Origin of the sequence: Pseudomonas sp. HY2-MNA-CIBAN-0224, from assembly GCF_040310285.1 — a bacterium.
GTDB classification, from domain to species: Bacteria; Pseudomonadota; Gammaproteobacteria; order Pseudomonadales; family Pseudomonadaceae; genus Aquipseudomonas; species Aquipseudomonas helleri.
Genome location: NZ_JBEOPQ010000016.1, coordinates 51,479 through 78,315 on the forward strand (window position 1 = coordinate 51,479; position 26,837 = coordinate 78,315).

Consider the following 26,837-nt stretch of genomic DNA (forward strand, 5'->3'; position numbering starts at 1 on the left):
GCGTGCCAAGGACTATAAGCATGAGCCTATCAACAGCGTCTCTCTCAATGTCTGAGTGCATCAGCGATGATGCGTTTTGGCCTCCCGTCAACTTGACATCGCTCAGGAAGGCCCTGTCCTTGAGCTCAAGTATCAGTGAAGGTCGACTTAGAACAGCAGCGCACGGTGCAACTGCCACCGTCAATAAAGCACTGACCGTGTGGCAGCAGCATGTTCGGCAACAAGGTTATGGGTATTTAGAAGAGGTCCCCGCCCCCACTATCAACAACTGTTCCGTGTTGGTGGCCCACTACCTCAACGCTGTAGAAGCCACCGCAGCCATTGAGCTTTATCAGTATCTTAAAATTGCAAAGTGCGGACGCCGCTGTTCTCTGGATGAGCCGCCCGCCCTCCATTTGTTCACGCATGAGTACCGACATCATGACGAATGAAATGATTAGTTTTGCTTCGTACTGGTATCTGGAAACAGGGCTTCCGATTATCGCGATGATCGACCGTGATGCCGTGTTTGGGGCCTCTCTGGGGGCGTGGGTGGTCACCAGTGCACGCAGGTCTCTCAAGGGCTGGCAACACGTAGGCTCCTTTCTGCTGAGCGCCAGCGTCGGTTATTTGTTCACCCCTGTCGCCCTGCCATATTTAAACGGTTTATCCGTGGGCGTCACGGCATTTATTTGCGCACTGATAGTCATACCTATCAGCATAAAACTCATGATTTGGGTCAATACTGCAGATATTGCCGATGTCCTGCGACGTTTCAAAGGCCCAAAATAAACTAACGGCGAGCGGCATCATACTCAAGACGGGCTGACAGTTCTTCAACTTGACGAAGTAACAGATAAAGCTGTTGTTTTTCTTCGGCCACTTTATACACAACGCGTTGATCGGAGCGTTTTAATGCTCGAAACATCAATACCATTTTTCGCTCATGTTCCGACAGCCTGCCCACGGATTCAACCACCGTCGCCGGCGACTGCAACAACATTGGACCCTGACCACCAAACAGCCAGTCAAGCGAGACACCATGTGCGCTGGCAAGTTCCATACACACCGAGTAAGGAATGCGACCACGGCCTTTCCAGCTACTGAGCGTTTGCGGACTTACTCCCAGCACCTCAGAAAGCCCGGAGTCTGTTTTAACGCGAGTTATTTTTTTCAACCGTCCAAGTATTTCAATAGATTTACTGCTACTCAATTTGAATTTTTCCAATTTGACATTGTTGTGTTTTTTGGCAGAATTTACGCGTATTGAGTATTTTTTAGTTATAGATATGTAACATTTCCCATCAAAACAAAAGACTACTGAAACAGCCGATTAGGAAAAAACAAAGATATAAAGAAAACCTGAAAAAAAGATTACCTATCCGAAGTCATAATTCTTACAAGAACAGTTAAAAAGGATTACTCATCATCAAAAAACTGACTAACCCCGACATAAGGTGTCAGCCTGCATGATCAACGGATTGATCTTTCTTTGAAATTAACGTGCTTATTCAAACGAGCACACAACAATAGTTCAATTGGAGTCAGTCATGAGCACCTATAAAATGGTTTGTCCGCATTGCTTAAGCAGAATGCGTATTCGCACCAGCGAAGGTCGACATATCTTCTTACGCGTCGCTTATTTGCAATGCACAACCGAAGCCTGCGGCTGGTCAGTCAGGGCAGAATTTGAAATGACCCATGAGCTGTCTCCCAGTGGTATGCCGAACCCGGACGTGCGCCTGCCGGGTGTCAATCAGGAGTTGCGCCAAGCGGCGCTACCCTCCGAAAAAATGACTGCCGAGGGCGCCCGCGCATGACTCTTATTTATTCGAAAAGCGAAGACCACCCCTACCTTCAGCAAGCTGCGCTGGTGTTCTTGCAGCGTTATCAGGCCCAGCACCCCCGTCACGATCAGGTGCTTTTTTGCAAGGCGGTCCGGTATTTGGTCACAACGTTTGAATTAAGCACAGCGCTTGCGGAAAAGCTGGTCAGTCATGCCTATGGCGATTTAAAAACCATTCATGAACGACGACGTCTGGACGTCAGTGCCAGCAGCGATACGCTCGCTGTGATTACCGACCCGGCCAACGGCATGACTTGGGCTGTGCCTGTCGCAGCAATAGTCGGCAGAGTGATTGAGGCGCCCGATAACTGTCGCTTGCGCCTGGTCTGACCTGGATAGGCCCAGATCATTGCACCTCAGCACACCAGGCGTCTTACCTGGTGTGCCAACGGCGTATGAGTCCGGATCAAACAGGCGGTAACTTCCAGTCGATCGGGGTCAGGCCATTTTGCTCGAGAAACTTGTTGGTACGGCTGAAATGCCCATTGCCGATAAAACCACGGTAAGCCGACAACGGCGAGGGGTGTACCGAGGTCAGCACCAGATGTTTAGTCGCATCGATCAGCTTTTGCTTGCTCTGCGCATGAGCGCCCCAAAGCAAAAAGACCAGATGAGGTTGCTGCTCACTGACGACTTGAATAATGCGATCGGTAAAACGTTCCCAGCCTTTTTTGGCATGTGAGGCAGCAATCCCCCGCTCCACGGTCATCGTCGTGTTAAGCAGCAACACGCCCTGATCCGCCCAGGACTGCAAACAGCCGTGAGGCGCGATATCAATATTCAAGTCACGCTTGAGTTCTTTATAGATATTGACCAGCGATGGCGGCACTGCGATACCCGGCTGAACCGAGAAACACAAACCATGAGCCTGGCCAGGCCCGTGATAGGGGTCTTGCCCCAGAATGACCACTTTGATGTTGTTCAGCGGCGTTGAGTTCAGCGCATTGAAAATCAACGGCCCTGGCGGGTAGATTTCTTTTCCGGCGGCATGTTCCTGGCGCAAAAACTCGCGCAACTCACCCATGTAGGGTTCATCGAACTCCTCACGCAAAGCCTGCTTCCAGGCAGCTTCAAGTTTTATACGATCATCCGACGTCATGGCTATACCCTTGAAAACAATGCCGCGGACACTAGAAAAGCTCGCTCCCATTGTCAATTGATCAATACCCGTAGCGCAGACTGACGATACGCACGCCAGCCTGCGACGCAGAGATTAGTCGCGTTACGTGCTCTGTGGTTTATCGGCCTCCCCAGCCTCGGCCGTACCCTCCCCCATAACCATAGTGATACCCGGGCCCAGGGCCCCAGTAGTGTGGCGACGGGGCGTAGTAAGGGTGCGGGTAGACGTAATAAGGCCGGTAAACGCCGTAGTAATAAGGTGCTGGCACCGTATAAACATCAGAGCGATAAACGCTGTAACCCGAGTTATAAGGCACACACGCAGACACAGCCAAACCCAATACAACAATAGTGAGTAGACGTCGGAACATGGCGGCCTCCTGGACCGCGAAAGGGCACGATCCAGCGGCGCTGGACGGCGCCAAACAGCAATGCTGCCTGACGATTTATATGACCGCAAAAAGCAGACTCAGTGCCATGCAACACTCACCCTCAGACCAGTGGCCAGGCCCGTACGCGACAAGATGTTTAGCGCAGCGCCAGGGCACAAGGCATACACTGACGCCACAGATGCCAGCCACTCCACGGACACCCGACATGACAGCTCCCGACCTCTGCCCCGCCTGTGGTGCGCGTAATGACTGCTCTATGGCCAGTGCACAGACCGAGCATCTGCCCTGCTGGTGTTACAGCGTCAGCATTGATCCTGAGATCTTGCGGGCTTTGGCGCCCGAGCAACGCAACAGCGCATGCCTGTGCTCCCGCTGCGCCGATGTACTCAACCAATTACCCTCGGCGCCCCCAGAACACCTCGCGTAAGATGCAGGCCTGTATTTCTTGTGATTGATCGCTATGCGCGTAGACCGTTTTCTGAGCAACCTGCCCCAGTTCAACCGCCAACAGGCTCGCTTGTTGCTGATTGAAAAGCGCGTTCGGGTTGATGGCCAGATCGTCTCTGACCCGCACCATGACATTCGCGAGTTCAGCCGGGTTGAGCTCGATGAACACGTGTTGCAAGCCGGCAAACCCGCGCGTTATTTCATGCTGCACAAACCGCCAGGCTGCGTCAGCGCCACCCAGGACCCGGAGCACCCGACCGTGCTGGATCTGCTGAACGAAACCGACAAGCACGACCTGCACATCGCGGGTCGACTGGACTTCAACACCAGCGGCTTGATGCTCATCACCAATGACGGTCATTGGTCTCGCCACCTGACGCAACCGCAAACCAAACTGCCCAAGGTGTACTACGTCGAGACTGAACAAGAGATCACTGACGGTTACATCACCCGGTTCGAACAGGGCGTGTATTTTGCCTACGAAGACCTGACCACCTTGCCTGCCATACTTGAACTGCTCGGCCCACGCTCGGCGCGCTTAAGCATTGTTGAAGGTCGCTATCATCAGGTTAAGCGCATGTTTGGCTACTTCGACAATAAGGTCTTACGCCTGCACCGTGAAAGCATTGGCCCGCTGATGCTCGACAGCCGACTCGCCCCGGGCGAATACCGTGCGTTGACGTCAGAGGAAATCCAGCAGTGCTGCCCCGCGATGCAACCGCTGTAGGAGCGAGCTTGCCTCGCGATCTGTTGATCGTTGAAAAGATCGCGAGACAAGCTCGCTCCTACAGATGTGAACTGCGCTTAAGGCCACGCCTGCCTGTCACAATCGCGGCGCATTATCAGTCTGACAGACGCTCGATTCACTGGAGTCAGACCCATGATGAAGCCCGAAATCGCTGTGCTCGACATTCAGGGACAGTATCGAATTCACACTGAGTTCTACCGCTCTGATACCGCGCAAAACACTATCATTCTGGTCAACGGGTCGATGTCCACAACAGCATCGTTCGCCCAAACCGTCAAAAACCTGCACCCGCACCTCAACGTCGTCCTTTACGATCAGCCCTACGCAGGCCAGTCAAAACCTCACAACCGGCATCTGAACCCTCTGACCCAAGAACTGGAAGCCGACGTGCTTCTGGAGTTGATTGAGCACTTCGACGCCCAGTACGTGCTGTCATTCTCATGGGGAGGCACCGCCGCGCTGACCGCCCTGGCCAGCTCACCCCGGCGTATCGAAAAAGCCGTCATCAGCTCATTTTCGCCCCTCATCAATGCCCCCATGCGCAACTACCTGGAGCGCGGCCGCCGCTGCCTGGCAGACTGTAACCGCACGCAGGTCGGCAATCTGGTCAACGACACCCTGGGCAAGCACCTGCCTTCCCTGTTCAAGCGCTTCAACTACCGGCACGTCAGCACCTTGGCCGAACACGAATACGCGCAGATGCACTTTCATATCAACCAGGTGCTGAGCGGCGACCCTCAGTGCTATCTCAAGGCCACACAACGCATTGAAATACCGGTGTTGTTCATCAATGGTGAATGGGACGAATACACCGCCGCCAATGACGCACGGCAATTCGCACACGCGATCCGCGACAGCCAATTTGTCAGCGTGGAAAACACCGGACACTTTCTGGACATGGAACACAAACAGGCCAGCCACATCAGCAAGATTGCCTTGCTCGACTTTTTAAAACCGCCAGCGCCTGTCATCACAAGGCCCGCACAGCGATTGTCGGTAGCGCTGTGACGGCGCTTAAAACACGAAAAGGTTTAACCAACGCCCTGAAATGCACATTTCAAGAATAAAAAACTTCTCATCAAGGCCGACTTCTGGTACAAAGTTAGCCGCTTTGAGCGGGTATAGTTTAGTGGCAAAACGAAAGCTTCCCAAGCTTTAGTTGAGGGTTCGATTCCCTCTACCCGCTCCAATTCTTCCAGGCTTCACCGGCTTCTCAGCCGCCTTTCATTGCCTCCGCCCAAGTGATTGACCTCTCTGCCTCAGCCCCCTAGACGCTGTTATTGGCGGTGCTGTCAACGTTTACTGCCTTACCAGCAGCTCCAGAATCACGAACCATGAGCTTTTCATGAGCCGCCACAATCACCGCAGTGCGCACGTCGTACATATGCTGTTCATCGAGCGAGCACAGCAAACTTTCCGACTTCATTTTCATCACCTTGAACGCTTTCTCGTTGGGACACGCTCCCGCCTTGCCTTCAATAAAGCCTGCTGGATATCTGTCGGCCAATATTAAAACCTCTTGATAGTGTTCAAACTCATCAAAGGTCGTAATTGAATGAAGCTCTCCAAAATAATAATGCTCCAATAACGCGTGATCAAAGTCGCCCTCCCACCAGCGTCGCACATCAATATCCAGCCAAGAGCTTAACAGCCGATGAGGCAGGACGGCCTCATCTAAACCTTTTACCTCATTGATTAACTCATTTCGCAGATCGCTACCATACGCATGGCATAGAACCGTGCATATCTCGATATTCGACTGCAAGTTTCCTTTTATTTTTTGACTGCTCGTATCGCTTATTGATTCAGCTTTCAGTAAGTCCTGCAGGGCTTCATAGTGCCTTATCCGATGCGCATAAATCACTGCCCGCATAGAGTAGGCAATTGATATCTCATGCTTTTCAAGAGCGTCTGTAAACGCATAGATAGCGTGTGTGTACTTGCCTTCTGCAAACAACCTTTGCCCGGCTTCACACAGCTTTTGTGCTTCATCGTATCCCTGCACCAGTGAAGGCGTGCCATTTTTTAGTCGCTGATACTCTTTTTTAGCCAGGACAGTCGCGAAATCCGTAGCACCTACTATTTGTTCAACCCTGCTAAATTTGTATTTTTCAAAACTCGCGGCAACCGTCATCACGCAGGCCACTGTTTCTTTATTTCCAAACAGACGGTCTATCTGACTTTTGGTCAACCCTTCACTCACTGCTGCCTCATAAATGGCTGATTCAAAAACAACTTGCGCCGATTTATTAGCCATCCAACCAGGCTTTGGATAATGCCCTCGTTCTATTGAGTCACGCGCCTCTCTCATGGCATCGTCATATCTCTCTTTGGTTTTAGCTGCCACGCCTCTGAGATAGCCTCGAAGCATGGCGAAAACAATCAAAGCCACAATCGATAAACCGTAGGTAGGGATTGCAAAGAGAATCGCTAAAAAAGCCAAGAGCGTCATACATTAATCTCAATAGAAAAACATAAAGTCATGGGTTCCCCCCCACTGTTGCATATGAACCTTGCAAGGCTTGCGCTTCATCTGAAGGCGGTGCATTTCCAGGTCTAATCGTGACGGGTGAGCATTATCGACTCACAGAGCATACCGGCCAACTGCTATCAGTGGTAAAAAACAGTGCGCTCCTCCCATTGGCCCTGCAGCACTGCCCCCTGTTCCCCCCGCCAGTTAACCCAAGCGCTATATTGTTAAACATATAGCGACCAACCTCCCGCGCTCGCTACCCCCGAATAAAAACAAGGGACACCCCCGTCATGCTTTTACGCCAACTGACCTATCTGGTAACGCTGTCCCAAGAACAGCATTTCGGCCGCGCCGCTGAGAAATGCAACGTGTCACAGCCCACGCTTTCTGAAGCCATCCGCACGCTGGAACAAGACTTGGGGATTTCAGTGGTACAGCGCAGTCGCCGTTTCGAGGGGTTTACTGCGGACGGTGAGAAGGTGCTGGTGTGGGCCCGGCGCATCCTTGCAGACTGCGGGGCATTGCGTCAGGAGGCGAGCAACCGTGAGCTGGATCCGGCAGGCACGTTGCGCCTGGGGGCGATTCCCACAGTGCTGTCGATGGTGCCGCTGATGACCGACTCGTGCCTGAGTACGTATCCACGCATGGCCCACGAAATTTATACGCTTTCCACCTCGCAGATTCTGCAAGGTATCAGTAACTTTGAATTGGATATCGGCATGACTTACCTCTCTGACGGGAGGTTGCAGGCGTTTGAAACCTATCCCCTGTTTACCGAGCGGTATGTGCTGATAGCAAGGGATGACACTGGCCTGCGCGGCAAACCGGCCCTCACCTGGCGCGAGGTCGGCGAGCTGCCGCTGTGCCTGCTGACGCGCAATATGCAATGCCGCCAGGGCGTGGATGAAGCCTTTGCCACTGCCGGAGTGCAGGTGATACCGCGCGTTGAAACCGACTCGATGATGGTGCTGTATGGCCATGTCCGCTGTTCCGGGCTTTACAGTGTCGTGCCGCACAGTGTGTTGGCGCTGTCTGAAATGCGCCAAGAAATCACCGCAATCCCTATCGTGCCGCAATTGCACAGGGAGATCGGCCTGGTGCTGCTGCAGCGTGATCCTCAGCCCTTGCTGCTGGCGTCGGCGCTCAGTCTGTTTACCTCTCTCGACCTGCAAAGCCGTGTAGACGCCTTCCTGACGTGTTGATCGGTTTATCTGATTTATAGATCGGAACAAGCGATTGGCCTTTGACAGCCCCTTCCCTGAGGATCCTCAACGAGCAGCAAGAACTGCTCGGGCGAGGGCTCAGAAAAGCCGCTCGTCAATTCCAATAACAGGAGGCTCCAATGGCGAAGATCATTTGCGTACTTTACGACGACCCTGTCACCGGCCAACCCACGACCTACGCCCGCGATGGATTGCCCCATCTGGATCGATACCCCGACGGCCAAACCCTGCCCACTCCCAAGGCCATCGATTTTGTACCGGGCACGCTGTTGGGCAGTGTTTCGGGTGAACTGGGGCTGCGTAAATACCTGGAGTCCAATGGCCACGAGCTGATCGTCACGTCGAGCAAAGATGGCGCCGACAGCGTCCTCGACCGCGAATTGCATGACGCCGAAATCGTTATCTCGCAACCGTTCTGGCCGGCTTACATGACCGCTGAACGCATGGACAAAGCGCCCAAACTAAAGCTGATTTTGACCGCCGGGATCGGCTCGGACCACACCGACCTGCAGGCTGCAATCGAGCGCAACATCACCGTGGCAGAAGTCACCTACTGCAACAGCAACAGCGTTGCCGAGCACGTGGTCATGACCACCCTCGCCCTGGTGCGCAACTACCTGCCGTCCCACCAATGGGTGCTCAAAGGCGGCTGGAATATCGCCGACTGCGTCGAGCGCTCCTACGATGTCGAAGGCATGCATGTCGGCACTGTCGCCGCCGGGCGTATTGGTCTGCGAGTGCTGCGCTTGCTCAAGCCGTTCGACATGCACCTGCACTACATGGATCGCCATCGCCTGCCTGAAACGATCGAGAAAGAGCTGAACCTCACGTATCACTCCACGCTGGAAAGCCTCACCAAAGTCTGCGATGTAGTCACGCTGAACTGCCCGCTGCACCCTGAAACCGAGCACATGATCAACGCCGAGTCGCTGAAGAAATTCAAGCGCGGCGCTTACCTGATCAACACCGCCCGGGGCAAGCTGTGTGATCGCGACGCAGTGGCCGAGGCATTGCGAAGCGGGCAACTGGCGGGCTATGGCGGCGACGTCTGGTTCCCGCAACCGGCACCGGCCGACCATCCATGGCGCAGCATGCCGCACCACGGGATGACCCCGCATATCTCCGGCACCAGCCTGTCGGCACAAACGCGCTATGCCGCGGGTACCCGTGAAATCCTCGAGTGCTACTTTGAAAATCGGCCGATCCGCGACGAGTACCTGATCGTCAAAGGCGGCAAGCTGGCGGGCGTAGGGGCGCATTCCTACAGCGCCGGTAACGCCACCAAGGGTTCGGAAGAAGCCGAACGCTTCAAGCAGTGATTGGCACATGACTCACACTCCGCCAGGCACCTCACCCAACGCGACACCCCCTGTGCGGGCTCGGGCCGGTCAGCTTTTGCTGGCCGGTTTCGGCGCATTCGTGGCTCTGAGCATTGTTGGCCTGCTGGCTGAACACAGTGAAGCCCCATGGATCATTGGCTCTTTCGGCGCCTCCTGCGTGCTGCTGTTCGGCTTTCCCAAAGGGCCGTTCTCCCAGGCACGCAATGTCATTGGTGGCCATGTGCTGTGCTCGTGCATCGGGCTGGTGTGTTTGTACCTGCTGGGCCCCGGCGCCTTTCCCATGGCACTGGCGTGCGCACTCGCACTCATGCTGATGGCGCTCAGTGGCACCCTGCATCCACCGGCAGGCGGCAACCCCATCCTCGTGTTCATGCTTGACCCGGGCTGGACGTTTGCCGTGATGCCAACGCTGGTAGGTGCCGTCCTGATCACCCTCGTCGCGTGGCTGTACTGGAAAGCCGTCGAGGCGTTGGGCAAGGCGCTGTTGTAACGGGATTGGCAAAAAAACGGTAGCGCGTTTGTCTCGCGATCATTTAAAGATCAAAAGATCGCGAGGCAAGCTCGCTCCTACAACTGGGTTTACAACACGCTCTCACGCAGTTGCGGGAAGACCTTTGACACCTTGTTCAGCAGGTAGTCGCCATATTCCCCGTTGAAGGCGTGCACGTTGGCCTGGTCCCAGCGTTGGGCGCTGTCGTCTTGCTGTTCAACCGCAGGCAAGCCTGCAATTGGCTGGACCCGGGCGCGGTAGTTGGGGTCGAAGAACAGCGGGAATGACAGGCGGTCCGAACCCGAGGTATTGCGCGCCACGCGATGCGGTGTCGAGCGATACAGGCCGCCGGTCATGCGGTCGAGCATGTCGCCGATGTTGCACAGAAACGCGCCGGGGATCGGTGTCGCCTCGATCCAGCCTTGCGGGGTGCGCACTTGCAGGCCGCCTATGCTGTCCTGATGAAGGATGGTCAGCAGTCCGTAGTCGGTGTGCTCGCCCACGCCCCACTGCACATCCAGCCCTTCTGGCACGGGTTGTGAGGGGTAGTTGAACAAGCGGAACAGTATCAGCGGATCGGCGGTGTAGCGGTCGTGAAAATACTGCGCGTCCAGCCCCAGGCTCAGGGCGACGCCTTCGAGCAGTCGATGCCCAAGCTGAGTCACCGCCTCCATGTAGGCAAGAATGGTCTCGCGAAATCCAATGACATCCGGGAACAGGTTCGCACCATGCACCGGGGTTTTGGCCACGACTTCGGGCGCCGTGTCGTCCAGTTCAGTGCCCAGGTACAGGCCCTCTTTCCAGTCAGGCCGGTTTGAGGTCAGTTCGCCGCCCAGCGGAAAGTAACCCCGCCAGGCACGTCCGCCGAGTTCCATGCGCCAGCGCAGTTTGGTGGCTTCGTCCAACGCAAAGAACTCATGGCTCAAGGCTTCAAGGCGCTGTACCAGTGCCGGGTCAATGCCATGCCCGACGACATAGAAAAACCCCTGTTCGCGGCAGGCGCGGCTGATCTGCTCGGCGACTTCACTGCGCCCGCTTGCAGTGAACAATGGCGCCACATCAATGATGGGTAACTCTCGGATCGCAGTGCTCATGACCACTCAGCCCTCAAACGGCAGACGAAAAAGGTGTACGGATATCCGCCAAAAATTTCTGCGTGCGCGGATGTTCCGGGTTCTGGAAAAAGCTTTCGGCAGGCGCTCGTTCGAGTACCCGGCCCTGATCCATAAATAAAACCCGGTCGGCCACTTCACGAGCGAAGCCCATCTCGTGGGTCACCACGACCATGGTCATGCCATCGCGGGCCAAGTCGCGCATCACCAGCAACACTTCACCGACCATCTCCGGGTCGAGTGCACTGGTGGGCTCGTCAAACAGCATCAGCGGTGGGCGCATCGCCAGCGCCCGGGCAATGGCCACGCGTTGCTGCTGACCACCGGACAAATTGATCGGAAAGGCGCTTGCCTTGTGCGCAAGGCCCACACGGTCGAGTAACGCCATGGCTTCTTTTTCAGCGTCTGCCCGGCTCAGGCCGCGCAGACGAATCGGCGCCAGCGTGCAGTTTTCCAGCACGGTGAGGTGCGGGAACAGGTTGAACTGCTGAAACACAAAGCCGATGTGTGAGCGGAACTGGTTAAGGTCCAGGTCCTTGGCGTGGATGTCCTGGCCATCTATCAGAATGCGCCCGGACTTGATCGGCTCCAGGCGATTGAGGGTGCGGATCAAGGTCGATTTGCCCGACCCCGACGGCCCGCAAATCACCACCACTTCACCCTTGGCAATGTGCTCATCGACATCCACCAGTGCCTGATAGGTGCCGTACCACTTGTTAACTTTTTCCAGGCGAATCATCAGGTCACCTTGCTGTTGTCAGTTAAGGAAACACGTTGCGTCTGACGCCGCTCCAGCCAGAAGGCGAAACGTGACAGGCCAAAGCACAATACAAAATACGTGAGCCCCAGAATCAGGTAGACCTGAGCCGGCATGGTGAACACTTGGGTGTTGATCTGCGAGGCGATAAAGGAGATTTCCGTGAGGCCAATGATGTAGCCCAATGAGGTTTCCTTGATCGTCGAGACAAACTGGTTAACCAACGACGGCAGCATGGTGCGCAGCGCCTGTGGCAGGACCACCCAGCGCATCGTGCGCCAGTAGCCGAACCCCAGCGAACGCGATGCTTCCACCTGCCCGCGGTCCAAACCCTGCACCCCGGCGCGAACGATCTCGGACAGGTACGCTGCGTCGAAGATCACCAGTGCAATCAACATGGTGGTGAATTGGTCGGTCTTGAAGCCGGTGAGGCTGGGCAGAAAAAAATACGCCCAGAAAATCACCATCAATAACGGGGTGCCGCGCACCACAAACACCAACGCCGTGACCGGCCAACGCAGCCAGCGCCACGGACTGAGCCGCGCCAGGCCGAACAGCACACCCAGCGGCATGGCCAAGACCAGCGCGGCAGACGCCAGGATCAAGGTCAGCGCCAGCCCGCCAAGCGGCCCGTTGGGGTATTGACCGACCAGGAAGTACACCCAGTACGAATCGATCAACTCTAATGTGGTCATCGTGATTTCGCCTGCACGTAGCGGTGTTGATACCACGCCGCAGCACCGGTAATCAGTAGCGACACGCTGAGATAGGCCGATGTGGCAAAGGCAAAGGATTCAAGGCTGCGGAATGTAGCGGTTTCAACCTGCCCGGCCTGATACATCAACTCGGCCACACCGACCACCGTGGCGATGCTGGTGTTTTTCCACAGATTGAGGGTTTGCGAGATCAGCGGCGCAACGGTCACCCGCAAGGCTTGCGGCAAGACCACCAGGCGCATGCTCGCAAGGTAACCAAAGCCCAGGGCACGCCCGGCTTCCAGTTGCACAGTGGGGATCGCACGGATACCGCTGCGAATGTCTTCGCTCATAAAGGCTGCGGTGTACAACGTCAGCGCGACGATGGCGCTAATGGCCTCTATGTTGCCGGCGTAGAGCCACTCGCGAAAGGACTCGGGCAAAAACTCGGGCGCCGCGAAATACCAGAACAGCATGTGCGCCAGCAGCGGAATATTGCGGATGGACTCGACGTAGGCAAAACCCAGCCATTGCAGCGGCCGCACAGGTGACAGACGCAGCAAGGCAATGAACAGGGCCAACGGAAGTGCGCACACTAACGTGACACAGGCGAGCTTGATGGACAGCATCAAGCCACTGAGCAGCATGTCGTGGTATTGACCGCTCAGGAGTAACGAATAATCAAAATCCAGCATCTCGCGCAAAACTCTTGGAGACCGGCCGGCCATTCATTGGCGTTGCCTGGGGTTACCAGACCAGCAATGTCATGACCGGCCCGCCTAATGGCAGCGGTTACTCAACCTGATCGGAGTCGATCTTGAAATGGCGCTCGGCCTGGTTCGATTTGGTGCCCGGGCCGTACCATTTCAGGTACAGCTTCTCGGCTTCGCCCGAGCTTTCAAGACGCGCGAGAGTCTTGTCGACGGCCACTTTCAAGTCGCCGCTGTCTTTGGGCAATGCCAGCGCCAGCGCTTCGGTGCTGAGGTTTTCAGGGAGGATTGCGTAGCCTTTGGCGCCTGCACCGATCTTCGCAAAATCGTTGGTCAGGGCCGACTCATCATCGACAAACGCTTTGCCTTTACCTTGCTGCAACGCCAGCAGTGCTTGTTGCGAAGTGTCGAAGGTCACGACTTTAGCGGTCGGCAACGCTTTGAGGATGTTGGGTTCCTGAGTACCGCCTTTGACGGTGAGGATTTTTTCCCCGGCCAGTTGATCAAGCGCCGTCACGCCGCTGGATTTCTTCACCATGGCTTTTTGCCCGGTGATCAACACTGAATACGAGAAATCGACCAGCGCCTCACGTTCTTTGTTGTGGGTCAGCGAAGCGGCCAGCAGATCGACGCGGCCCTGTTGCAACTCTGGAATTCGCGCGGCTACGGCGATCTGTTTGTAGACCGGCTTGACGCCCAGGTCCTTGGCAATTTCATTGCCCAGATCAATCTCGTAACCAATGATCTGGCGGGTCTTGGGGTCAACAAAACTGTTGGGCTCATCAGTACCCAAGGTACCGATCACAATCTCACCCTTGTTTTTGATGGCGGCGACATCGGCAAAAGCGCCTGCGCTCACGAGAGACAAAGCAACTGCAACGGCCGAACTCAGAAGGCTAATTCTCATCTCAGGATCTCAGAAGAAAAACTTAAGAACGTGACCCCGCCACTGATCAGCAGTGCAGGCCATTAGCCTTGAAGTCTAACAACCCGAACCATTGGTAATAAAAGAACTATTTAATATATCTATATCGCATTAATGATTGTCGGACAGCTGTGACGAGCGCCATTCCTCCCTGTGGGAGCGGGCTTGCTCGCGATGCAAGCGACTCGGTCTATCTGTTACACCTTGTCGATCCAATCGCGAGCAAGCCCGCTCCCACAGAGTACAGACGCTTTAATTCCCCTTCATCGCCGCCGTCAGCTTGTCGACGTTGTAGCGGAACATTTGCGCATACGTCGGCGCCGGGCCATCGGCAGGTGACAACGATTCAACGTAAAGCTCGCCACCCGGTTGCGCGCCGCTGGCATCAGCGATCTGCTTGACCAGCCGCGGGTCGCTGGAGTTTTCGAAGAAGTAGGTGCTGACGTGTTCTTGCTTGATCTGTTTGATCAGCTTGGCCACGTCCGAAGCCGACGCTTCAGTCTCGGTCGAAAAGCCCAGCGGCGACAGGAAAGTCACGCCGTAAGCATCGCCGAAGTAACCAAACGCATCGTGCGAGGTCAGGACCTTGCGTTTGTCACTGGGGATTGCCTGGATCTGCGCGCGGGCATAAGCATCCAGTTGCTCCAACTGCTGGATGTACTGATCGCCTTTGGCCTGATAATCGCTGGCATTGGCCGGGTCAGCCTTTTGCAAAGCGCTGATGATATTGCGCACATACACCACACCGTTCGCCGCACTGTTCCAGGCATGCGGGTCGGTGATGCGCTTGCCGTCTTCTTCCATGCTGCGGGTCTTGATGCCATTGGACAGCACCACCGGCTGGCCCTGGTAACCCGAGGCTTTGATCAAGCGGTCAAGCCAGCCTTCCAGGTGCAGACCGCTGACAAACACCAGATTGGCCCGCTTCAACGCCTGCGCGTCATTGGGCGTTGGCTCGTAGGCATGCGGATCGCCGTTAGGGCCGATCAACGAGGTCACGTGCACATGGTCACCGCCCACGTTCTGCACCATGTCAGCGATCACGGTGAATGAAGCCACCGCTTCGATGGGTTTTGCCTGGGCAAGACCGGCCATACTCGACAATGCAAAAACAGCAGCCAGCAGCATTTTTGGCTTCATGCGAATCCCCTTTGGGTGAGTGTCGGAAATCAGTGGGTGAGATGCGTTTTCGGGAGCAAGCGACGGACAATTCCACTGCGACCAAACAGCAGCGAAATCACGTAGAAAGCACTGGCGGTCAGCACAATCGCCGGGCCGGAGGCGACGCCGGCATGAAACGAAACAATCAGACCAATAAAGCCCGAGAGCGTGGCGACCACGGTCGAAATGATCATCAGCGCGCTCAATGACGTTGCCCAGAACCGCGACACGGTGGCCGGGATGATCATCATGCCCACCGCCATCAGCGTGCCCAGCGCTTGAAAACCGGCCACCAAATTGAGCACCACTAGAAGCAAAAACAGCACGTGATACAGCGAGCCTTTACCGCCCACGGCGCGCAGGAAGCCGGGGTCGAAACATTCCAGTATCAGCGGTCGATAAATCAGGGCGAGCACGATCAAGGTGAATGAGGCGATGCCGCCGACCATGAAAATGGCCTGGCTGTCGATGGCCAAAATGGTGCCGAACAATACGTGCAGCAGGTCCACGCTGGAGCCATGCAACGAGACAATCAACACCCCGGCAGCCAGCGAAGTGAGGTAAAAACTCGCGAAGCTGGCGTCTTCACGCAAGGTCGTAAAGCGGCTGACCAACCCGGCCAGCAACGCCACCAACAGTCCAGCGATCAGCCCGCCAAAGCCCATGGCGGGCAATGACAAACCGGCAAACAAAAAGCCGACGGCCGCACCGGGCAATACCGCGTGGCTCATCGCATCACCGACCAGGCTCATGCGTCGCAACATCAACAACACACCCACCGGACCGGAGCCGATACCCAGCGCCAGACAAGCCACCAAGGCGCGGCGCATAAAGCCAAATTCAACAAACGGTTGCACGACCATCTGATACAGCATCATGAGGGCTGCTCCTCGTTCATATCGCAGGGCGTGGCATCGTCACTCCAGTATTCGGCCATGTTGCGCGCCCGGCGCAAATTGTCGGCGTGCAACACGGTCGCGGTGTCGCCCCAGGCAATCGCCTCGCGCGCCATCAGCAGCGTATTGGGGAAATGTTTGCGCACCTGTTCGATGTCATGCAGCACCGCGATCACGGTGCGGCTCTGACCGTGCCAGTCGCGGATCAGTTTGAGCAGGTCTTGAGTGGTGCGGGCATCAATGGCGGTAAAGGGTTCGTCCAGCAAAATCACCGAGGCGTTCTGCATCAACAAGCGTGCAAACAGCACCCGCTGAAACTGTCCGGACGACAAAGAGCCGACACTGCGGTCTTCAAACCCTTCAAGCCCGACGGCAATCAACGCCTCCTGGGCCTGCCGGGCTTGCTCACGGCTGACGCCACGAAAGGCACCGATACTGCGCCATGCGCCCATCAGCACCGTGTCGACAACATTCAGGGGGAAGCTGCGATCGATCTCGGCCGCCTGCGGCAAATAACCGAGATTACGCAACGCCAGATTGCCGCGATCGACCCGCCCGGCGGCGGGCTTTAGCGTGCCGGCAATGGTTTTGATCAGCGTCGATTTGCCGGCACCGTTAGGGCCGACAATCGCCGTCAGGCTGCCTGCATCGAAGCAACCGCTAATGTGATGCACCGCCGGTCGGCGCTCATAGGTGACGGTCAGGTCATCCAGGCTAATGCTCGCTGCACTCATGGAATCGCCACCGCCCAGGCGATGCCCAGCCACAACACCACCAACACACACAACGAGGTTAACAGTCGCTTACCCGCAGACTGGGCCAGCGCAGAACTGACAATGCCTGCAACAAGGGGGGATCGGGGAGTCTTCACGCGGGTCGCTCGGAATATAATGTAATGATATTACATCCCGATAAAGCGATATGGATAGTGAAACTATGCTGCCGAGCAGCGAATGGCTCAGGTGCTCTGTTTTTTTTAAAGATTAAAAGATCGCGAGGCGAGCTCGCTCCTACGGTGTAACGGGTGAGTTATCGGCTGCTTTTTTTCACGCTGTACATGGCCGTGTCGGCCTGGTGCAGCAGTTGCCGGGCATCGTCGCCGTGTTCGGGGTAAACGGCGATGCCGATGCTGGGGAGGGTGTTAAGTGTCTGCCCTTCGATCAAGAGGGGCTGGCTCAACGCAGTGCGGATGTTCTCGGCGACGATCAACCCGTCTTCTGGCCGTTTAAGGTTTTCGAGCACCACTACAAACTCGTCGCCACTCATTCTGGCCACGGTGTCGCTTTCGCGCACACAGGCTTTTAAGCGCAGCGCCACGTGTTGCAGCAACACATCGCCAACGCCATGCCCATAGCTGTCATTGATACGTTTGAAGTCATCCAGGTCGACGTACAACACTCCCAGATACTGCTGCTCGCGTTTGGCCCGGGCCAGCGCGCTGTTTAGACGTTCGTACAGAAACTCGCGATTGGGCAAGCCGGTCAGTGCGTCGTGCTGCGCCAGGAACTGCAGGTGAGCGTGAAGCTTTTTGCGTTCAATGGCCGCCGCAATCTGGGCGGATACGAACTGCAGTAGATCTTTGTGCGCCTCGGTATAGGGTTCACAGCCCCATGAACTCTTGACCAGCACCGCGCCGATGATCCCGTTTTGCGCCACCAACGGGGCACCCAGCCACGACGCAGAACCCTGCTCGGCGTGCAGCAGCGTCTGCTCACTGCAGATGACCTCCTGGCTCAGCCGCGTCACCTCGGCCAGCGGCCAATCACCGTGCTCTGCAACCCGATAAGGAAAACTCAAAAAACCATCCGGCTGATCACACAGTGCGACCGAAAAGTTTATCGCTGGCAGCCACTGACCGATCAACGCGTGTACGCGCTTGAATAATTCCAGCAAATCCCCTGCGGCATGCGCGGCTTCGGAGATGGCAAACAGTGCCAACTGACGGGACTCGGCCAGTTTGCGTTCGGTAATGTCACGGGCCACCGCGATGTGCAGTCGATAGTCTTCTGACCAGCGTGCAGACCACAAAATATGTATGACACTGCCGTCTTTGCGTAGATAACGGTTCTCGAAATTGGGCAGGGGGTCACCCTCCCTGACGCCATTGGCGGCCTGTAAGGTGCGCTCACGGTCAGCCGGATAAACAAGATCGAGAATGCAAAGGCCGATCAGTTCGTCCTGCTCATAGCCGAAAATACGCTCGCAGGCCGCACTGACATAAACAATGTGGTACTTGCGGTCCACCACACAGACCGCATCCAGCAACTGATCAATAAAACTGGCTTGAGACAGGTATCTTTTGATGTCCATAAGGCGCCCTATGCCTCGAAATTAAACGTGAACATCCCTGCCTATCCCTATGCATTGCCCCATGACTGCACTCCCGGCAGATCACTTTACTTGTTGCTGCCCACCAGCCCTGGCAAAGCATGCGCCAGCGCGCTGATGGCAAAGCCGATAAACATCACGCCACACAAGCGTGTGATCAGCAATTGATGACGCTGATACAGCGCGCGTACGTGACCCGCGCCGACGATGCCGATCAAGATCACATACGCCAGTGCGCCGCCGACAAAGCTCAGAGCAATGAGCCAGGGCAGCATGCTCCACGTGAGCAGTTCGGCCCGCCCGGACAGCAGCGCGGTGAAGGTCGCCACGGCCACCGGGTAAGCTTTGGGGTTGGTCAGGCCAAAGAAAATACCGTGGGCAAACGGCTTACGGGCCGGTCCCTCCTCGGCCACGCTACTGCGCTTGGCACGTACGGCGCGCAGGCCCAGCCAGAACAGGTAAAGGCCACTGATCAGGCCCAATACGTTGAATGCAGTGCTACCAAACTCCCGCGCGCCGACAATCGCAATCAGCGCCGTGCTGCACCAAATCACATCACCCAGCAAATGCCCGCACAGGAACCCGGCGCCCGCACGGCGCCCACGGGCAGCGCCAATGCCGAAAACAGCCAAAACACCCGGACCCGGAGTGATGCCATAGATAAAGCCCGACGCCAATACGGCCAGCCACAATGAAGAAGTCATGCACAACGCTCCAAAAAATTCAGACTTCACGCTCTCCAGTCGCCCGCGAAGTCGTTCGATTTTGCACGTTCTGCAACGTTATGTAACCGCGTGTTCAACAAAATGCCATGCTTTCTTCAAACAGCCCCGGCGTTCAGGCGGTAACCCTTAACGGCGGCGCCCCAAAAGGTTGACCACCACCCGGTCAACCCAGCCCCAGATACGCTGCTTGACCCGCCCCCACAATGGCCGGGACTGCCAGGCTTGCAAGGTGATCGGCAGGCTTTGCGCAAAGTCGCTCATAAAGCTGGCTGCCACTGCGTTGGTCAGCGTCGGGTCGATAGCTTCCAGGTTGGCCTCAAGGTTAAAACGTAGATTCCAGTGGTCAAAGTTGCACGAGCCAATGCTCACCCAGTCGTCGACCAGAACCATTTTCAGGTGCAGGAAGCACGGCTGATACTCAAATATCTGCACCCCGGACTTGAGCAACCGCGGGTAGTAACGATGCCCGGCGTAACGCACGGACGGGTGATCGGTGCGTGGGCCGGTCAATAGCAACCGCACATCGACCCCGCGATTGGCCGCACGACGCAGGGAGCGCCGCACGCTCCAGGTCGGTAAAAAATAAGGCGTGGCCAGCCAGATGCTGTGCTGGGCGCTGTTAATGGCCCGCACCAGCGATTGCAGAATGTCGCGGTGCTGATGGGCATCGGCATAGGCGACACGGCCCAGGCCTTCGCCCTGTCGAGGCGCCTTGGGCAATCGCGCGAGGCCAAAGTGGGTGGCAGGCTTCCAGGCTTTGCGGCTGATGTTGGCGCGCCATTGGCGCTCAAACAGCATCTGCCAGTCCTGCACCAGCGGCCCCTCAATTTGCGCCATCACCTCGTGCCAGTCGCACACGTTTTGTGCGGGCTGCCAGAATTCATCGGTAATGCCCGTCCCGCCCACCACCGCCAATTGCAGGTCCACCAGCAACAGCTTGCGGTGGTCGCGGTACAGATTATTCAACCCCCGGCGCCAGCTCAGCGGGTTGTAAAAGCGAAGCTCCACGCCGGCTGCCAGCAGCCTGAGGCGCAAGGCTTCGGTAAACGCCAGGCTGCCATAGGCATCGAACAGACAGCGCACCCGCACCTCACGCAACGCGGCGCGTTCCAGCGCCTGGACCATGACTTCAGCGCACTGCCCGGCCTCGACCAGATAAAACTCCAGATCAATGTGATCCTGCGCCTGCTCGATAGCCGCCAGCATCTGCGGGAAAAACTGCGGGCCATCGATCAGTAACTTGAATTTGTTGGCGCCGTGCCAAGGGAACACCGCGCCAGCCATCTTAGCGAGCCGTGAAAATCAGCACCGCGTTCACCGGTACTGAAAAGCTGATAGCCGACAAGCCGGCGGATTTACGCAAGGTTTCGAGTTCAGGCTGCAAGCCAAAATCTTCGGCCTGAAGCATCAACGGTTCGAGGGTTACGACCTGGAAGCGCTGCTCATCCAGCCGTGTCGCCAGCAACTCGGCCTCATAGGTGTGCTGCTTGCCACGCAGGCTCACCGTAACCGGCAAGCGCAATTCTACTTGAGCACCCGGCGCCAGCTCGTTGATGGGCTGCAGATTGATTTGCGCGGTGATTTGCGCTTCGGGGAAATGCTTGAAATCGAACAACTGGTCGCGCATGCGCTCATCGCGCAAAGGCACCGCGCTGTTGACCGAATCCATTTCAATCCGCAATTGCGCATGGCCCTTGCGGTCGACTTTGCCGTGCAAGACCAGAAAGCGGTGCTTGTTCGCGACATTGGTATTTTGCGTGGTGATAAATGAAAGTCGTGATGACTCACCGTCCAGGTACCAACTGGCCTGAGCCGACAGGCTCACCCCGAGGGTTAATAGCAACGCACCAGCGGCGGATAAAAACGTCTTGAACATAAAAACTCATCGGCAGGTAAACGGCCTCTAGTGTGAGTGCTTGAGCGCCGTCCGGGCATATTTTTTTACTCCGCTTTAGAGCACTCGTCCATCGCGCCAGTTCCTTGGCCGGTGGCTGTCATACAAGCATCACTCAATTGTCATGGTCATGACACTGGCGCTCCCTAGCCTGAGATTGCACACCTCAGTCGACAAGGCGGGCTTGATGCCTGCACGGAGATTCGCAATGGCCCAGATCGCCCGTATCCGCGACACCGCTCAAGAACGCCGACTGCAGGCTGAACGCTTGCTTGGCCCAGAGGCCTTGCGTGAGGCGCAAGCCTTGCGCTTCCGGGTTTTCAGTGGCGAGCTGAACGCCAAACTGAAAAGCGCCGACTGCGGCCTGGACATCGACGACTACGATGCACATTGCGAACACATCGGGGTTCGCGATCTCAACACCGGCCTGCTGGTGGCAACCACTCGCTTGCTGGACCACAGCGCAGCGCGAAACATCGGGCACTTTTACAGCGAAGAAGAATTCAGCCTTCACGGCCTGGCGCACCTGCAAGGCCCGATTCTTGAAATCGGCCGCACCTGTGTCGATCCGGCCTACCGCAATGGCGGCACCATCGCCGTGTTGTGGGGCGAGTTGGCTGAAGTCCTTAACCAGGGCGATTATCACTACCTGATGGGCTGCGCGAGCATCCCGATGCAAGACGGTGGCATTCAGGCCCAGGCGATCATGCAGCGTCTGCGCGAGCGTTACTTGTGCACTGAACATTTGCGCGCCGAACCGAAAAAACCGCTGCCCGCGCTGGATGTTCCGGCGAACGTCATCACCGAAATGCCCCCGTTGCTCAAAGCCTACATGCGCCTGGGTGCGAAGATTTGTGGTGAACCGTGCTGGGACGAAGACTTCCAGGTCGCTGACGTCTTTATCCTGCTCAAGCGCGACGAACTGTGCCCGCGCTATGCACGCCACTTCAAGGCAGCCATGTAATGAACCGTCTGCACCTGTATGGGCGAGTGGTTCGGGTGTTGGCGGTGGTCAGCCTGGGGCTGGGCATGGCGAGCGTTTTCGCCTTGCTGCAACGGTTACACCTCAACAGCGCCATGGATCGGCGCCAACGCTGGACACAGTTCTTCATGAAGCGGCTGAGCAATGCCCTTCCGTTTCACGTCACGGTGGTTGGCGAGCGACCCGCCACGCCGATGTTGTGGGTCAGTAATCATGTGTCGTGGACCGACATTGCCTTGCTCGGGCAACTGACGCCGCTGTCTTTTCTGTCCAAAGCCGAAGTGCGCAGTTGGCCTGTGGCAGGTTGGCTGGCGGACCAGGCCGGCAGCCTGTTTATCCGCAGAGGCGCAGGTGACAGCCAGACCATTCGCGAGCAAATGAGTCGTCATTTGCAGCAACAGCATCCGTTATTGATGTTCCCGGAAGGCACGACCACCGACGGGCGTTCAGTGCGTACCTTCCATGGCCGTTTGTTGTCTGCGGCGATAGACAGTGACGTGGCGTTGCAACCGGTGGCGATTCGTTATTTACGCAATGGCGAGAGCGACCCGATCGCACCGTTTATTGGCGATGACGACTTGCTCTCGCATTTACTGCGTTTGTTTGCTCACGAACAGGCACAGGTTGAGATACACCTGCTGGAGCCGATTTCGTGTGAGCAGCAAGAACGCGCGATGCTGGCGTTCAAGGCACAGGAAGCGATTCGCCAAGTGGTCAGCGGAGCACCGCAAGCCCGTCCGCAGACTGAGTGCGAGCCGGTCACCGCGGCTTAAATCCTCCTACAGGTTTTATGGCGTCTGGCTGAGCTTTTCGCGGGCGGCAAACGTCTGCAATTGCGGGTAGAAGGCGCTGAAGTCTTCGCTCAGCGGTTCGTACAAGGCGCGCAGGTCGCGCATGGCACCGCTCAGCTCTTGTGGGTGCGAAAGGCGGCGGGCGATGCCATTGAACACTTGTTCCAGCACGCCAAAGTCTCGATAAGACCCCAACCAGTCGTGCGCAGCCATGTGCGGGGCGATGCTGGCCAGACGCTTGGGCAACTGGGGTTGCGCAACCAGCAGCGCATAGAACGTTGAGGTGAAGCGCTCAAGCGGCCCTTCGGCGTATTGCGCCCAATCACGCGCCAGGCAATGGTCGAAGAAAACGTCCAGTACAATGCCCGCATAGCGCCGCCGGGTCTGGGTGAAACGCGACAACGACTGATCAACCAGCGGATGCGCGTCGGTGAAGACGTCGATGCTGCGGTGCAACTGGATCGCCGACTCTATTGCCGGGCTGTATTGGCCCTGCAGGCGCCCTTTCACGAAGTCGCCATAGAGACTACCGAGCAATTCTTCTGGCCGCTGGCCGCCAAGGTGCAGATGTGCGAGATAATTCATGCCGCGCAGTTTAGCACCGCGCTATTACGCACGACCAAAACATATCGTTATAACTCGATATACCGATTTGAGCTGACGTCAGATCAAATACATATTTGTATATCGCGATATTCCGATTTAAAGTTCGCCTCATCGCGATATAACGCTACACCTCATGAGCACTGCCACTATGCCGATCGACCTCGACGAAATAATAAAAGCGCTGGCACACCCAGTACGCCGAGAAATCATTCGCCTGCTTAAAAACCCGCAGGTCGAGTTTCCTGACCAGCATCACAGCACTGAGCACGGTGTGTGCGCAGGCCAGTTCGACCAACGCTTCGGGTTGTCGCAATCCACTGTTTCCGCCCACCTCGCCACTTTGCAGCGCGCTGGCTTGATCAGCAGCCAAAAAGTCGGCCAATGGCACTTTTTTAAACGCAATGAGGAAACCATTCAGGCCTTCCTCGCAACACTGAGCCAAGAGCTTTAACAAGGAACTCCATGCCTCTCTCGCTACTTATCCTGGCGCTTAGCGCCTTCGCCATCGGGACCACCGAGTTCGTGATCATGGGCCTGCTGCCCGATGTCGCAGCCGACCTGGGGGTTTCCATTCCGGGCGCTGGCTGGCTGGTAACGGGCTATGCCCTGGGCGTGGCCATTGGTGCGCCGTTCATGGCGCTGGCCACTGCCAAGTTGCCGCGCAAGGCCGCGCTGGTGGCGTTGATGGGCATCTTTATTGTCGGCAACCTGCTCTGTGCCCTGGCCAGTGATTACGAGGTGCTGATGCTGGCCCGTGTGATTACCGCTCTGTGCCATGGCGCGTTCTTCGGTATCGGCTCGGTGGTGGCTGCCGGCCTGGTGCCTGCCAACAAGCGCGCTTCTGCGGTCGCACTGATGTTTACCGGCCTGACCCTGGCAAACGTCTTGGGTGTACCGCTGGGCACCGCCTTGGGCCAGGTTGCAGGATGGCGCTCGACATTTTTTGCCGTGACGGTCATTGGTGTGGTGGCGTTGATCGGCCTGATCCGCTTTTTGCCCACCAAGCGTGACGAAGAAAAACTCGACATGCGCGCCGAACTGGCCGCCCTCAAAGGCGCCGGGATTTGGCTGTCGTTGAGTATGACGGCCTTGTTTTCGGCCTCCATGTTCACCCTCTTCACCTACGTCGCGCCGCTGCTCGGTGACGTGACGGGCGTATCGCCAACCGGCGTGACCTGGACCCTGCTGCTGATCGGCCTGGGCCTGACTGTCGGCAACATTATTGGCGGCAAGCTGGCGGACAAGCGCTTGGGCGCGACGTTGATCGGCGTGTTTATCGCAATGGCCGTGGTCTCGACTGTATTGACCTGGACCAGCGTGGCCCTGATTCCAACCGAGATCACCCTGTTCTTGTGGGCCACCGCTTCATTTGCCGCGGTGCCCGCCTTGCAAGTCAACGTGGTGACATTCGGCAAAGCCGCTCCCAACCTGGTGTCGACCCTGAATATTGGCGCCTTTAACGTCGGCAACGCCCTGGGCGCCTGGGTAGGCGGCAGCGTGATTGCCCACGGTTTCGGCCTCACCAGCGTACCGCTGGCCGCCGCAGCGCTGGCGATACTGGCGCTGCTGGTCACCCTGATTACTTTTCGCCAGAACGGCAACCCCGAACTGGCCTCTGCCACACACTGATCCTTGAGAGGGCTGCATTAATGACCACGATTTTTGATCCGATCAAGCTGGGCGACCTTGAGCTGCCTAACCGCATCATCATGGCGCCGCTGACCCGCTGCCGTGCCGAAGAAGGCCGTGTGCCAGGCGCTTTGATCGCGGAGTACTACGTACAGCGCGCTTCAGCAGGCTTGATCCTCAGCGAAGCCACTTCGGTTACCCCGCTGGGCGTTGGCTACCCGGACACCCCTGGCATCTGGTCCGACGAACAGGTTCGCGGCTGGACCAACGTCACCAAGGCTATCCATGCCGCCGGTGGGCGGATTTTCCTGCAACTGTGGCACGTAGGGCGGATTTCCCACTCGCTGTACCTGAACGGTGAACTGCCTGTCGCTCCTAGCGCCATCGCCGCCAAAGGCCATGTCAGCCTGGTTCGCCCAAAGGCAGACTTTGAAGTGCCACGCGCTCTGGAAACGGCTGAGATCGCCGACATCGTTGAGGCTTACCGTACCGGTGCCGAAAACGCCAAAGCCGCAGGTTTTGACGGCGTTGAGATCCATGGCGCCAATGGTTACCTGCTCGATCAATTCCTGCAAAGCAGCACCAACCAGCGCACCGACCAATACGGTGGTTCGTTGGAAAACCGTGCCCGCCTGATGCTGGAAGTCACCGATGCGGTAGTCGAAGTCTGGGGCGCTGGCCGCGTTGGCATGCACTTGTCGCCTCGCGCAGACCTGCACGACATGGGCGATGAAAACCGGGCTGAAACCTTCGGGTATGTGGCTAAAGAACTGGGCAAGCGCGGTATCGCGTTTATCTGCGCCCGTGAACGCGAAGCAGCGGACAGCCTGGGCCCGCAGCTCAAGGAAGCGTTTGGCGGCCCTTACATCGTCAACGAAGGCTTCACTAAAGACAGCGCCAATGCCTTGATCGCTGCCGGCAAGGCAGACGCTGTTGCGTTTGGCGTGCCTTTTATCGCCAACCCTGACCTGCCAGCCCGCTTGAAGGCCGATGCACCGCTCAATGAGCCACATCCGGAGACCTTCTACTCCAAAGGCCCTGTCGGCTTCATTGACTACCCGACGCTGTAAGCCCGCGCTTAAACACCGGCCTGCTTGTGGCCGGTCTTTAAACACATAAAAAAACGCCCAAGGCCATTCAAGCCTTGGGCGTTTTGTTTTAAATGCAGGTAAAGGCTTAAACGCTTAAGCGGCGCCCCAGAACACTTTTTAACGGGCGAAAAAAAGGGGCGGTTTGACCCGCCCACATTTTTTCCCTAATCCCTTTTGTTCCTTCTCATCATCCTGATGAATTGCATCCTGCAATGTCCTTAACGTTCTTCCTTGAACGCCGTGTCTATCCGTCGACACAGTTAAGATACTAGAGGCTTCTAAAATTGCTGCAAGCGCACCAGTTATAGATTTTTATTACAAAGCAGAGCCTTAAAAAAACACAAAACCTATTATTTTCAATGGGTTATAAAACTTACCAAGTAAGAAAAAGTCATTCATTCCTACGTCTTTCGCCGTTGGCTTACAGAAAACGTAAGTAAAGGCTTACATCCGATCGCAGATAAAGCTCAACTTCGTA

General features: G+C 56.7%; 32 protein-coding genes and 1 tRNA gene. 16 read left to right on the plus strand and 17 right to left on the minus strand.

Annotation, left to right across the window (positions count from 1 at the left end):
- The first annotated feature begins 20 nt into the window (after positions 1–20).
- Both AAEZ03_RS10370 and AAEZ03_RS10375 read left to right on the plus strand, forming a co-directional pair.
- Positions 21–431 carry a head completion/stabilization protein gene (locus AAEZ03_RS10370; RefSeq protein ID WP_350578280.1) on the plus strand — a complete coding sequence of 137 codons (411 nt, stop codon included), beginning with the start codon at positions 21–23 and terminating at the stop codon, positions 429–431.
- A complete protein-coding gene (locus AAEZ03_RS10375) occupies positions 421–771 on the plus strand; it encodes a putative holin (RefSeq protein ID WP_350578283.1) in 351 nt (116 codons plus the stop codon). Before AAEZ03_RS10370 ends, AAEZ03_RS10375 begins: the two co-directional genes overlap by 11 nt.
- A 1-nt stretch (position 772) precedes the next feature.
- Here AAEZ03_RS10375 and AAEZ03_RS10380 read toward each other — a convergent pair whose 3' ends face one another.
- The gene (locus AAEZ03_RS10380; protein WP_350578285.1) at positions 773–1,192 is read right to left on the minus strand and encodes a helix-turn-helix domain-containing protein; all 420 of its coding nucleotides are present in this window, start codon (positions 1,190–1,192) and stop codon (positions 773–775) included.
- 337 nt (positions 1,193–1,529) lie between these two features.
- Between AAEZ03_RS10380 and AAEZ03_RS10385 the strand changes: the two genes are divergently transcribed.
- Positions 1,530–1,799, plus strand: a complete 270-nt coding sequence (locus AAEZ03_RS10385; RefSeq protein ID WP_123749746.1) for an Ogr/Delta-like zinc finger protein — start codon at positions 1,530–1,532, stop codon at positions 1,797–1,799.
- Positions 1,796–2,155, plus strand: a complete 360-nt coding sequence (locus tag AAEZ03_RS10390) for a hypothetical protein (protein ID WP_350578288.1) — start codon at positions 1,796–1,798, stop codon at positions 2,153–2,155. The genes AAEZ03_RS10385 and AAEZ03_RS10390 overlap by 4 nt, the downstream gene beginning before the upstream one ends.
- Positions 2,156–2,231: 76 nt before the next feature.
- Here the strand turns inward: AAEZ03_RS10390 and ung are convergent, their stop codons facing one another.
- Complete coding sequence (gene ung, locus AAEZ03_RS10395; protein ID WP_350578291.1) at positions 2,232–2,924, minus strand: uracil-DNA glycosylase; 693 nt, start codon at positions 2,922–2,924, stop codon at positions 2,232–2,234.
- Between the two features lie 617 nt (positions 2,925–3,541).
- Between ung and AAEZ03_RS10400 the strand changes: the two genes are divergently transcribed.
- The 4 genes from AAEZ03_RS10400 (at position 3,542) to AAEZ03_RS10415 (ending at position 5,720) form a co-directional block, all read left to right on the plus strand.
- On the plus strand, positions 3,542–3,763 hold the full coding sequence (locus AAEZ03_RS10400) for a cysteine-rich CWC family protein (RefSeq protein WP_350578294.1): 222 nt from the start codon (positions 3,542–3,544) through the stop codon (positions 3,761–3,763).
- A 33-nt stretch (positions 3,764–3,796) separates the two neighbouring features.
- A complete protein-coding gene (locus AAEZ03_RS10405) occupies positions 3,797–4,510 on the plus strand; it encodes a pseudouridine synthase (protein WP_350578297.1) in 714 nt (237 codons plus the stop codon).
- Between the two features lie 156 nt (positions 4,511–4,666).
- Positions 4,667–5,539, plus strand: a complete 873-nt coding sequence (locus AAEZ03_RS10410) for an alpha/beta fold hydrolase (protein ID WP_350578349.1) — start codon at positions 4,667–4,669, stop codon at positions 5,537–5,539.
- A 107-nt stretch (positions 5,540–5,646) separates the two neighbouring features.
- Positions 5,647–5,720, plus strand: a tRNA-Gly gene (locus tag AAEZ03_RS10415).
- 78 nt (positions 5,721–5,798) lie between these two features.
- On the opposite strand, the gene AAEZ03_RS10420 is transcribed toward AAEZ03_RS10415, so the two are convergent.
- Positions 5,799–6,983, minus strand: a complete 1,185-nt coding sequence (locus AAEZ03_RS10420; protein WP_350578300.1) for a hypothetical protein — start codon at positions 6,981–6,983, stop codon at positions 5,799–5,801.
- A 311-nt stretch (positions 6,984–7,294) separates the two neighbouring features.
- On the opposite strand from AAEZ03_RS10420, the gene AAEZ03_RS10425 reads away from it, so the two are divergent.
- From AAEZ03_RS10425 to AAEZ03_RS10435, 3 genes are all read left to right on the plus strand, one after another.
- Positions 7,295–8,206, plus strand: coding sequence for a LysR family transcriptional regulator (locus AAEZ03_RS10425; protein ID WP_350578303.1), 912 nt, complete (start codon positions 7,295–7,297; stop codon positions 8,204–8,206).
- A 140-nt stretch (positions 8,207–8,346) separates the two neighbouring features.
- Positions 8,347–9,546, plus strand: coding sequence for an NAD-dependent formate dehydrogenase (locus AAEZ03_RS10430; protein ID WP_350578306.1), 1,200 nt, complete (start codon positions 8,347–8,349; stop codon positions 9,544–9,546).
- A gap of 7 nt (positions 9,547–9,553) precedes the next feature.
- Positions 9,554–10,057: an HPP family protein gene (locus AAEZ03_RS10435; protein WP_350578309.1), complete on the plus strand. Its 504-nt coding sequence runs from the start codon at positions 9,554–9,556 to the stop codon at positions 10,055–10,057.
- An 89-nt stretch (positions 10,058–10,146) separates the two neighbouring features.
- Here the strand turns inward: AAEZ03_RS10435 and AAEZ03_RS10440 are convergent, their stop codons facing one another.
- From AAEZ03_RS10440 to AAEZ03_RS10500, 13 genes are all read right to left on the minus strand, one after another.
- The gene (locus tag AAEZ03_RS10440; protein WP_350578312.1) at positions 10,147–11,151 is read right to left on the minus strand and encodes an isopenicillin N synthase family dioxygenase; all 1,005 of its coding nucleotides are present in this window, start codon (positions 11,149–11,151) and stop codon (positions 10,147–10,149) included.
- A 13-nt stretch (positions 11,152–11,164) separates the two neighbouring features.
- Positions 11,165–11,908 carry an amino acid ABC transporter ATP-binding protein gene (locus AAEZ03_RS10445; protein ID WP_048368023.1) on the minus strand — a complete coding sequence of 248 codons (744 nt, stop codon included), beginning with the start codon at positions 11,906–11,908 and terminating at the stop codon, positions 11,165–11,167.
- A complete protein-coding gene (locus tag AAEZ03_RS10450) occupies positions 11,908–12,621 on the minus strand; it encodes an amino acid ABC transporter permease (RefSeq protein WP_153334140.1) in 714 nt (237 codons plus the stop codon). Before AAEZ03_RS10450 ends, AAEZ03_RS10445 begins: the two co-directional genes overlap by 1 nt.
- Positions 12,618–13,316, minus strand: a complete 699-nt coding sequence (locus AAEZ03_RS10455) for an amino acid ABC transporter permease (RefSeq protein WP_048385503.1) — start codon at positions 13,314–13,316, stop codon at positions 12,618–12,620. The genes AAEZ03_RS10450 and AAEZ03_RS10455 overlap by 4 nt, the downstream gene beginning before the upstream one ends.
- A 97-nt stretch (positions 13,317–13,413) precedes the next feature.
- Complete coding sequence (locus tag AAEZ03_RS10460) at positions 13,414–14,238, minus strand: ABC transporter substrate-binding protein (RefSeq protein WP_350578316.1); 825 nt, start codon at positions 14,236–14,238, stop codon at positions 13,414–13,416.
- A gap of 270 nt (positions 14,239–14,508) precedes the next feature.
- A complete protein-coding gene (locus AAEZ03_RS10465; RefSeq protein ID WP_350578319.1) occupies positions 14,509–15,396 on the minus strand; it encodes a metal ABC transporter substrate-binding protein in 888 nt (295 codons plus the stop codon).
- 29 nt (positions 15,397–15,425) lie between these two features.
- The gene (locus AAEZ03_RS10470; RefSeq protein WP_048368033.1) at positions 15,426–16,295 is read right to left on the minus strand and encodes a metal ABC transporter permease; all 870 of its coding nucleotides are present in this window, start codon (positions 16,293–16,295) and stop codon (positions 15,426–15,428) included.
- Positions 16,292–17,047, minus strand: a complete 756-nt coding sequence (locus AAEZ03_RS10475; protein ID WP_350578323.1) for a metal ABC transporter ATP-binding protein — start codon at positions 17,045–17,047, stop codon at positions 16,292–16,294. Before AAEZ03_RS10475 ends, AAEZ03_RS10470 begins: the two co-directional genes overlap by 4 nt.
- Entirely contained in the window at positions 17,044–17,184 is a 141-nt protein-coding gene (locus AAEZ03_RS10480; protein ID WP_153326222.1) for a hypothetical protein, read from the minus strand. Before AAEZ03_RS10480 ends, AAEZ03_RS10475 begins: the two co-directional genes overlap by 4 nt.
- A 158-nt stretch (positions 17,185–17,342) precedes the next feature.
- A complete protein-coding gene (locus AAEZ03_RS10485) occupies positions 17,343–18,623 on the minus strand; it encodes a diguanylate cyclase domain-containing protein (protein WP_350578326.1) in 1,281 nt (426 codons plus the stop codon).
- 86 nt (positions 18,624–18,709) lie between these two features.
- Complete coding sequence (locus AAEZ03_RS10490; protein WP_048368046.1) at positions 18,710–19,345, minus strand: LysE family translocator; 636 nt, start codon at positions 19,343–19,345, stop codon at positions 18,710–18,712.
- Positions 19,346–19,492: 147 nt separating this feature from the next.
- On the minus strand, positions 19,493–20,650 hold the full coding sequence (locus tag AAEZ03_RS10495) for a phospholipase D-like domain-containing protein (RefSeq protein ID WP_350578329.1): 1,158 nt from the start codon (positions 20,648–20,650) through the stop codon (positions 19,493–19,495).
- A 1-nt stretch (position 20,651) separates the two neighbouring features.
- Positions 20,652–21,242 carry a YceI family protein gene (locus AAEZ03_RS10500; protein WP_350578331.1) on the minus strand — a complete coding sequence of 197 codons (591 nt, stop codon included), beginning with the start codon at positions 21,240–21,242 and terminating at the stop codon, positions 20,652–20,654.
- 226 nt (positions 21,243–21,468) lie between these two features.
- Between AAEZ03_RS10500 and olsB the strand changes: the two genes are divergently transcribed.
- On the plus strand, positions 21,469–22,224 hold the full coding sequence (olsB, locus tag AAEZ03_RS10505) for an L-ornithine N(alpha)-acyltransferase (protein WP_048368051.1): 756 nt from the start codon (positions 21,469–21,471) through the stop codon (positions 22,222–22,224).
- Entirely contained in the window at positions 22,224–23,015 is a 792-nt protein-coding gene (locus AAEZ03_RS10510) for a lysophospholipid acyltransferase family protein (RefSeq protein WP_278938079.1), read from the plus strand. The genes olsB and AAEZ03_RS10510 overlap by 1 nt, the downstream gene beginning before the upstream one ends.
- A 15-nt stretch (positions 23,016–23,030) precedes the next feature.
- Here the strand turns inward: AAEZ03_RS10510 and AAEZ03_RS10515 are convergent, their stop codons facing one another.
- Positions 23,031–23,618 (minus strand): acyl carrier protein phosphodiesterase, encoded by a 588-nt coding sequence (locus AAEZ03_RS10515; RefSeq protein WP_278938078.1) that lies wholly within the window; start codon positions 23,616–23,618, stop codon positions 23,031–23,033.
- A gap of 169 nt (positions 23,619–23,787) precedes the next feature.
- Here AAEZ03_RS10515 and AAEZ03_RS10520 point away from each other — a divergent pair, with 169 nt between their 5' ends.
- The 3 genes from AAEZ03_RS10520 to AAEZ03_RS10530 are packed head-to-tail and all read left to right on the plus strand — an operon-like array spanning position 23,788 to position 26,338.
- The gene (locus AAEZ03_RS10520) at positions 23,788–24,090 is read left to right on the plus strand and encodes an ArsR/SmtB family transcription factor (protein WP_048385531.1); all 303 of its coding nucleotides are present in this window, start codon (positions 23,788–23,790) and stop codon (positions 24,088–24,090) included.
- A gap of 11 nt (positions 24,091–24,101) precedes the next feature.
- Positions 24,102–25,268 carry an MFS transporter gene (locus tag AAEZ03_RS10525; RefSeq protein WP_048368057.1) on the plus strand — a complete coding sequence of 389 codons (1,167 nt, stop codon included), beginning with the start codon at positions 24,102–24,104 and terminating at the stop codon, positions 25,266–25,268.
- A 20-nt stretch (positions 25,269–25,288) separates the two neighbouring features.
- The gene (locus AAEZ03_RS10530; RefSeq protein WP_350578335.1) at positions 25,289–26,338 is read left to right on the plus strand and encodes an alkene reductase; all 1,050 of its coding nucleotides are present in this window, start codon (positions 25,289–25,291) and stop codon (positions 26,336–26,338) included.
- Positions 26,339–26,837: the final 499 nt, after the last annotated feature.